General features: G+C 40.3%; 5 protein-coding genes. 3 read left to right on the top strand and 2 right to left on the bottom strand.

Annotation, left to right across the window (positions count from 1 at the left end; all coding sequences use genetic code 11):
* Window positions 1-459: 459 nt before the first annotated feature.
* Entirely contained in the window at window positions 460-2496 is a 2037-nt protein-coding gene (gene uvrB, locus ADA56_RS03855) for an excinuclease ABC subunit UvrB (RefSeq protein WP_049369344.1), read from the top strand.
* Between the two features lie 37 nt (window positions 2497-2533).
* Here the strand turns inward: uvrB and ADA56_RS03850 are convergent, their stop codons facing one another.
* A complete protein-coding gene (locus tag ADA56_RS03850; RefSeq protein WP_049369343.1) occupies window positions 2534-3925 on the bottom strand; it encodes a DegQ family serine endoprotease in 1392 nt (463 codons plus the stop codon).
* 413 nt (window positions 3926-4338) lie between these two features.
* Between ADA56_RS03850 and aroG the strand changes: the two genes are divergently transcribed.
* Entirely contained in the window at window positions 4339-5430 is a 1092-nt protein-coding gene (gene aroG, locus ADA56_RS03845) for a 3-deoxy-7-phosphoheptulonate synthase AroG (RefSeq protein ID WP_049369340.1), read from the top strand.
* 122 nt (window positions 5431-5552) lie between these two features.
* A complete protein-coding gene (locus ADA56_RS09795; RefSeq protein ID WP_176747776.1) occupies window positions 5553-6470 on the top strand; it encodes a lysine exporter LysO family protein in 918 nt (305 codons plus the stop codon).
* 93 nt (window positions 6471-6563) lie between these two features.
* Here ADA56_RS09795 and hypF read toward each other — a convergent pair whose 3' ends face one another.
* Complete coding sequence (gene hypF, locus ADA56_RS03835; protein WP_049369338.1) at window positions 6564-8843, bottom strand: carbamoyltransferase HypF; 2280 nt, start codon at window positions 8841-8843, stop codon at window positions 6564-6566.
* Window positions 8844-8855: the final 12 nt, after the last annotated feature.

The following is an 8855-nucleotide window of genomic DNA, read 5'->3' as shown; positions in this document are numbered from 1 at the left end:
CTCGAACCTGCGACATATGGATTAACAGTCCACCGTTCTACCGACTGAACTAAGGAGGAATAAATTTGGTATCACAAAGAATAGGCGCGCATTTTAATGAGCGACCTGTCGCTTGTCAATACTCAAAATGAAAAAAATTACAAAAAAATTTACCGTTTTTGCTATCCACAAAGCCTGTGGATAACTTTGTGGATTGTTTTTGTTTAAAATGGTCAACCACTGGTGCAGACTGGCTTTGTCTCAAATTGTTCATCTATTAGCCATTCGTTAATATTTATTTAAATATCAATATGTTATATAAAGTCCAGCAAAAAAAATAAAATATTTTTCAATTTTGAAGTGTTTAAGACTTGACACGCCTAAGTGTGTGTAAAACTTGGATTTTTATCGCTCAATTTGGAGTAATAAATGTGCTAAAATAGCTACACTTCTAAAACAGTAAAAAAATTGACCGCACTTATGGCAGACAAAATTAATACTAAGCCTTTTATTCTTCATTCCGATTTTAAACCTTCTGGTGATCAACCCCAAGCAATCGAAAAATTAGTCGAAAATTTAGAGGATGGTTTGGCGCATCAAACCCTTCTCGGGGTAACGGGCTCTGGTAAAACCTTTACCATTGCGAATGTTATTGCGACGTTAAATCGCCCTGCAATGTTGCTTGCCCCAAATAAAACCCTTGCTGCTCAGCTTTATGCGGAAATGAAAGCTTTCTTTCCTGAAAACGCGGTGGAGTATTTCGTCTCATACTATGATTATTATCAGCCGGAAGCTTATGTACCGAGCAGTGATACCTTTATCGAAAAAGATGCTTCTATTAATGATCAGATTGAACAGATGCGTCTTTCGGCTACGAAGTCGTTCTTAGAGCGTCGAGATACTATCGTAGTCGCATCTGTTTCAGCGATTTATGGTTTGGGGGACCCTGATAGCTATTTACAAATGATGTTGCATTTACAACAAGGGGCAATTATCGATCAACGTCAGATTTTAGCGAAGCTGGCGGAATTACAATATACAAGAAACGATCAAGCTTTTCAGCGTGGTATATTCCGAGTGCGCGGTGAAGTGATTGATATTTTCCCTGCGGAATCTGACGATCGTGCGGTAAGAATTGAATTATTTGATGATGAAATTGAACGTCTAAGTTTATTTGATCCGTTAACCGGTACAAATTTCGGAGCAGTACCACGTTTTACGGTATATCCGAAAACCCACTATGTGACACCGAGAGAACGTATTTTAGATGCCATTGAAAAAATCAAAGTGGAGCTTGCTCAACGCCGTGAATATTTCATCAAAGAGCATAAATTGTTGGAAGAGCAGCGCATTACTCAACGTACACAATTTGATATTGAGATGATGAATGAGCTTGGTTATTGCTCAGGCATCGAAAACTATTCACGCTATCTTTCTGGCCGAAATGAAGGCGAACCGCCTCCGACATTATTTGATTATATGCCGTCTGATGCGATTTTGATTATTGATGAATCACACGTAACGGTACCGCAAATTGGTGGGATGTATCGTGGTGACCGCTCTCGTAAAGAAACGTTGGTGGAATATGGTTTCCGTTTGCCTTCTGCATTGGATAACCGTCCATTACGCTTTGAAGAGTTTGAGCGTTTAGCACCACAGACGATTTACGTTTCCGCAACACCTGGCCCTTATGAATTGGAAAAATCGGGTACTGAAATCGTCGATCAGGTTGTGCGTCCGACGGGCTTACTTGATCCACAAATTGAAATTCGTCCGGTGTCCATTCAAGTGGATGATTTGCTGTCTGAAGCGCGTCAAAGAGCGGACAAAAATGAGCGTGTTTTAGTGACAACACTGACGAAGAAAATGGCGGAAGATTTAACGGATTACTTAGACGAACACGGAATTCGTGTGCGTTATTTGCATTCAGATATTGATACCGTTGAGCGTGTAGAGATTATTCGTGATTTACGTTTAGGCGAGTTTGATGTATTGGTTGGTATCAACTTGCTACGTGAGGGCTTGGATATTCCTGAAGTTTCTCTTGTGGCGATTTTAGATGCGGATAAAGAAGGTTTCTTGCGTTCTGAGCGCTCTTTAATCCAAACTATCGGCCGTGCTGCTCGAAACTTAAATGGTAAAGCAATTTTGTATGCCGATAGCATCACTAAATCTATGGAAAAAGCCATTACCGAAACGAATCGCCGCCGTGAAAAACAAATGAAATACAATGAAGAGCACGGCATTGTTCCACAGGCATTGAATAAGAAAGTGGGCGAGTTGTTAGATATTGGTCAAGGTGCAAATCAAAAAGCTAAATCGAAACAGCGTGGTAAAACAGCAGCTGAACCGACCGCACTTTACAATGCCCCTAAATCCGCCAAAGAATTCCAACAACAAATTAAGAAATTGGAACAACAAATGTATAAATTTGCTCAAGATCTCGAATTTGAAAAAGCTGCTGCAGTACGCGATCAGCTTCATCAATTGAGAGAGCAGTTTATGATATCGGAATAAAGAAAAAGAGCGGTCAAATTGACCGCTCTTTTTTATTTTATTGCACTAATAAGTAGAAGTTGTTTTTGCCACGTAAGATATTGAGTGCAACAGCAGATGGTTTTTCATCTAGCGCTTTGCGTAAGTCTTGCGTGCTTTCAATTGGCTGACGGTTGATGCCGATGATGATATCACCTGATTTTAAACCGCGTTGTGCCGCCATTGAATTTGGCTGTACTTTACTAATTTCCACACCTTTAACACCTTTTGCATCATAGTTGTTTAAGGTTGCACCATCTAATGCAGGAAGTTCTGTTTTACTTGCTGTTTGCGAGCCATCGTCTGCTTGTAAGGTCACTTTTACGTTATCAGTTTTGCCATCACGTAGGTAAGTGAGCTCAATTTCTTTACCTGCACCCGAAGTTGCGATTTTTGCACGCATTTCGGCGAAGCTTGAAATTTTTTGACCATTCATTGCGGTAATTACATCACCTGCTTTTAAGCCTGCTTTTTCTGCAGCAGAATTTGGAATGACTTCACTTACAAATGCACCTTGTTGCGCACTGACATTAAAGGCTTTCGCTAAATCGGCGTTTAATTCACCGCCCTTAATACCGAGTAAACCACGGCGTACTTCACCAAATTCTAAGATTTGTTGAACGAGATTATTGGCTTGGTTACTTGGAATTGCAAAGGCAATCCCTGCATTACCGCCACTTGGAGAAATAATAGCCGTATTAATACCGATTAATTCACCTTGTAAATTCAATAATGCACCACCAGAGTTACCACGGTTTACCGCAGCATCCGTTTGGATATAGTTTTCATAAGCACCGCTATCAGAACCAGTAGAGCGACCAAGTGCAGAAACGATACCAGAGGTTACAGTTTGACCTAAACCAAATGGGTTACCGATAGCAACGGTAAAATCACCGACACGTAATTTATCGGAGTCAGCCATTTTGATCGCGGTAAGATTTGTTGGTTTTTCGATTTGTACTAAAGCGATATCAGATTGTTCGTCTTTTCCAACAAGTTTGGCTTTGAATTCACGTCCGTCTTGTAATTTTACGGTGATTTTATCCGCGCCATCTACCACGTGATTATTGGTTAAAACATAGCCTTTATCTGCATTGATGATCACACCAGAGCCTAAACCACGGAAGTTGCGTGATGCGCCACGATCTCCGCCGAATTGTTCACCAAATTGATCACCAAAGAAAAATTTAAATTCTTCTGGAATATCATCAGGCAATGCTGAACGGCTGTTTGCTTTTGCTTTGCCTTCAACAGAAAGCGTTACGACTGCTGCTTGCGCTTTTTCTAACATTGGCGCAAGACTGCCTTGTTCGACAATTTCATTCGGAATAGCCGCTTGTGCAGATAAAGAGGTCGCAAATACGCTTAAACCTAATGCGATACCGGTTAATACAAAATTTCTTTTCTTCATAGAGTTCTCCAAGTAAAAATAAATGACTGAATAAGTGTTCAGTCAGACAATAAAATGAGGGGGATGTTCACTAAAAACAAGGGCATTGAAAAAATATTTTTAAAAAGTGCGGTTGAAATTGAAATTGTGTTTTTTGCCCGCATTCATCTAAACCCTTTGTTAATTTGAAGGATAAAAGAATCATTCTGTTTAAATAGGGCTGGTACAACCTATTTTTATGTCAAAAACCTTGCCTGCCAAGGCTGAAATATAGTTTAATAATGTCCTGTTTTACTGCTTTGGTAGTACAAATTTTACGCAATTACATAATAATTGTGTAAGAATTCAAATGAACTAGTTTACTAGTACAAAAAATAGGTGTAGAGTAACGCCATTAGATTTAAGCACAACATTTAAAATTTAGAGAGTGACATATGGCGACGAAGAAAGAAGAAATCGAAGTAAAAGTTGCAAATGACGATACCCGAATTGAAAAAGTGGATCAGGTATTGCCTCCCATTGCTTTATTAGAAAAATTTCCTGCAAGTGAAGAAGCTGCTGAGTTAGTTCGTGAAACCCGTTTACATGCCCACAATATTATTCATGGAAAAGACGACCGTTTACTTGTGGTAATTGGTCCTTGTTCTATTCATGATCCTAAAGCGGCATTAGATTACGCAAAACGTTTAAAAGTATTACGTGATGAATATAAAGATACACTTGAAGTAGTGATGCGCGTTTACTTTGAAAAACCGCGTACAACAGTGGGCTGGAAAGGCTTAATTAACGATCCTTATTTAAATGATACGTATCGTTTAAATGATGGTTTACGTATTGCGCGTAAATTATTATCTGATATTAATAACTTAGGTGTGCCGTCAGCGGGTGAGTTCTTAGATATGATCACACCGCAATATGTGGCAGATTTTATGAGTTGGGGTGCAATTGGTGCGAGAACAACTGAATCTCAAGTTCACCGTGAGTTAGCTTCAGGATTATCTTGTGCGGTAGGCTTTAAAAATGGCACAAATGGTGGCGTGAAAGTGGCATTAGATGCAATGGGCGCAGCAGAAGCTTCTCATTATTTCTTATCCGTAACTAAATTTGGTCATTCTGCTATTGTTTCAACAAAAGGAAATGAAGACTGCCATATTATTTTACGTGGTGGCGATAAAGGCCCTAACTATAAAGCAGAAGATATTTCAAAAGTTTGTGCAGAGATCGAAAAATCAGGTCGTATTCCACATGTAATGATTGATTTCAGTCATGCAAATAGTAGCAAACAATTTAAAAAACAAATGGAAGTTTGTGAAGATGTTTGTCAGCAAATCGCAGGTGGTTCAAAACAAATCTTTGGTGTGATGGTAGAGAGCCATATCGTTGAAGGTCGTCAAGATTTAGTGGATGGTAAAGCGCATACTTATGGACAAAGTATCACTGATGCTTGCATCGGTTGGGAAGATACAGAAATCGTGTTAAAACAGTTATCCGATGCGGTGTTAGCACGTCGCCAAGTAAATGGCTAATCAGTTTTATTTTTAGATGATTAAAAGTGCGGTCAATTTTGACCGCACTTTTTTTATGTGCTTTGAAAAAGGGGGAGAAAAGAGGTATGCTAGCTCAAATGGAATAAGAAAGGAGATGTATGATGCAGGATATGATAAATGGCTTATTAATTGTCTTAATACCGATGGTGTTAGGTTATCTGTTAAAGGTCAATAATAAATCCTATATTGCAAAAATAAATCATATCGTGATGTTTTTGCTTTACATTATTCTTTTCTTAATGGGCTATTTACTTGGTCAGTTAGATGATTTAGAGCATAAACTGCCTATTATTGGCACAACTGCGGTGACGCTATCGGCGATCATTTTGGGATCCAATATGATTGGTTTAATGCTTTATGACCGTTTTAATCCAGCAGAGCCACTTAAATCACAAGGTAAAATTGATTCTCGTTGGCACTCCTTAATTGACTCTCTCAAACTTTCCGGCACAGTGGTAATTGGCACCCTTTGTGGTTTCTTATTCAAATCCTATCTCATGTTACCTACAGGTATTAATCTGTATGTATTGATTGTACTGATTTTCTTTGTAGGGATTCAGCTAAGAAATAACGGCATTTCCTTGAAAGAAGCTCTTTTCAATAAACGAGGTTTCCAAACGGGAATGGTGTTTACTTTTACTTCATTACTAGGCGGTATCATTGCTGCTTTTGTTTTGGCTATGCCAATTACGCAAGGACTGGCGTTTGCCTCTGGAATGGGGTGGTATTCGTTATCCAGTGTAGTATTGACCAATGCATGGGGACCGGTGCAGGGCAGTATTGCCTTTTTTAATGATTTATCCCGGGAAATTGTCAGTTTATTTGTCATCCCATTATTTATGCGCCATTTTCGTTCGACGGCAATTGGAATTACAGGCGCAACAGCAATAGATTGCACTTTGCCAATTATCCAAAAAGCGGGAGGCATTGAAGTCACGCCAATTGCGATTTCATTCGGCTTTGTGACGAATATTCTGCCACCGTTACTATTGGTTTTCTTTTCCAGTATTCCTCTATAAAAAAGAAATACAAAAAACAAAAGAGTTAATCGTTATTTTTCGATTAACTCTTTTTTATTCTAATCGCGCTATACGATTTCTTATATTTTAATGTTAGGGATTATCAGCTTGTCTATGCATGGCAATAACCGCCTGACCTAAACTGAGTCCGCCATCACCCATCGGTAATTTATGCGCGCTTAGTACATGGAATTCGCTCAAATTTTCTTTTAATAAGCGACGTAGTAGTTGGTTATGCATCACACCACCAGATAACACGATAGTACGGCATTGGTGTTGGCGTGCTTGGTTTGCCGCAAGTTCAGCAAAACCTTGGGCGAGAGCATAATGAAAGGCAAAGGCTTTATCTGCGACAGGCGCATGGTAATTCAACCAACTTTGCCAGAAATAAGACAAATCCAGTTTATTGCCGATAAGGGGCATTTTTACTGGAATATTGAGCGCACTTTTGGGTTGTGTAGCAAAGGATGAGTTATTTGCTAGAGCTTCTAGATGACAAGCGGCTTCACCTTCCCAAGAAACAGTGGTTGGTGCAATACCGAGATCATAAGCTACAGCATCAAATAAACGCCCCGCAGATGATATAGGTGGGCAATTGAGTCCTCGCTCAATGGCATTAACTAGTATTTGCCAATTCGGTTCATCGCAGGTTTTAGTGAGTATTTCTTGCCACTGTGGCACAAATTGGTGCAGGTGAGCCAACCAGTTACGCCAAGGTTGTTTAGCGGCAAGATCGCCTCCTGGCAGAGCAACAGCCGGCAGACCACCTAAATATTGACTATCTTGATAATCAACAAGTAGGCATTCGCCCCCCCAAAGTTGTCCATTTTCACCCATGCCGATACCGTCTAGAGCAAGACCAATTACTGGTTCATTACAATTGTGTTCGGCCATTACGCTGACAATGTGTGCATGGTGATGCAGCACTTCGATGGTGGGGATTTGTTGCTGTTCGGCAAGTTGTTTACCAATGGAAGATGAAAAATAGCCAGGGTGAGCATCCACCGCGATAATGTCTGGTTTAAATTGGTAAATTTGCTGAAATAATGCAAGATTTTCACTTAATTGTGACCGCACTTGCTCATTTGCAGTATCACCAATATGTTGGCTCAGTACGGCTTTATTGTGACGTAGTAAGCAGAAGGTATTTTTCAGATCAGAACCCAACGCCAACACATTTTTTGTGCTTTGTGTTTCAAGCGATATTTCATCTGGCACATAGCCACGAGCACGACGCAATGTTTCTAATCCATCGAAGGCAACGCGAACAAGGCTATCATCAGCACGTTGTAGAATATCGCGATTGTGACAAAGATAAAAATCCGCTAAATCAGCTAATTGTTCCACCGCATGTTCATTTTTCAATACAGGAGGTTGACCGCTTGCGTTAGCAGAGGTCATGACTAGCGGACGATTAACCGCACGTAACAACAAATGTTGTAGTGGATTACTTGGAAGCATGACGCCGATTTCTTGCAAGTTAGGCGCAATATTATCAGCAATATTGGGTACTTTATGTTTTGCTAGCAGTACAATCGGTGCAGCACTGCTAGTTAGCAGTTCTGTTTCTTGAGAACTCAAATTCTGTAAAAACTGCAGATCAGGCACCATAATAGCCAACGGTTTTGTCGGACGATGCTTCCGTTGACGTAATAAATCAACCGCCTTTTGATTATTCGCATCACAGGCTAGATGAAAACCGCCTAAGCCTTTTACCGCGACGATGTGACCTTGTTGCAATAAAAGTGCGGTCTGTTTTAGTGCGGTTTCATGAGTAGCAAGCGTTTGTTCCCGATCCTGCAACCAGATATGAGGACCACAGACCGAACAAGCATTGGGTTGAGCATGAAAACGACGATCGGCTGGATCTTTGTATTCTTTTTCACATTGTGGACAAAGCGGAAAAACAGACATCGCCGTGTTTTTTCGGTCGTAAGGAATTGCCTTGATGATGGTAAAACGCGGACCGCAATGGGTACAATTGGTAAAGGGGTAGTGATAACGTCGATTGTTGGGATCGAATAAGTCAGCTAAACAATGTGGACAGGTTGCTGCATCGGGAATAATTTGCGTGTCCATTTGATTGTTTTCGCTTTCCCGGATAGTAAAGCTTGTTACTGTGGCTGCTTCAGGCCAATCTATGGTGCGCTGAGTAATGTCCGTAATTTGAGCCAGTGGTGGAAGCTTATTTTGTAGATCGGATAAAAATTGTTCAAGAGAGCCGGATGGTGGAGAGACAAAACGAATTAACACGCCTTGTCCATCATTATTGACATCTCCATTTAATCCATATTGATTTGCCAGAAGCCAGACAAAAGGGCGAAATCCCACGCCCTGAACTTTTCCTTTTATGCGTAATTCGATCCCTTGCATAACGCAATCCTG

The organism is Parahaemophilus parainfluenzae (assembly GCF_001055095.1).
GTDB lineage: Bacteria > Pseudomonadota > Gammaproteobacteria > Enterobacterales > Pasteurellaceae > Haemophilus_D > Haemophilus_D parainfluenzae_Z.
The sequence above is the reverse complement of the archived record's forward strand: the minus strand, read 5'-3'. Positions and strand labels throughout refer to the sequence as shown.

Coding starts and splice junctions, on each gene's coding strand:
- uvrB (WP_049369344.1), top strand. CDS start 460: ATGGCAGACAAAATTAATACTAAGCCTTTTATTCTTCATTCCGATTTT.
- ADA56_RS03850 (WP_049369343.1), bottom strand. CDS start 3,925: ATGAAGAAAAGAAATTTTGTATTAACCGGTATCGCATTAGGTTTAAGC.
- aroG (WP_049369340.1), top strand. CDS start 4,339: ATGGCGACGAAGAAAGAAGAAATCGAAGTAAAAGTTGCAAATGACGAT.
- ADA56_RS09795 (WP_176747776.1), top strand. CDS start 5,553: ATGCAGGATATGATAAATGGCTTATTAATTGTCTTAATACCGATGGTG.
- hypF (WP_049369338.1), bottom strand. CDS start 8,843: ATGCAAGGGATCGAATTACGCATAAAAGGAAAAGTTCAGGGCGTGGGA.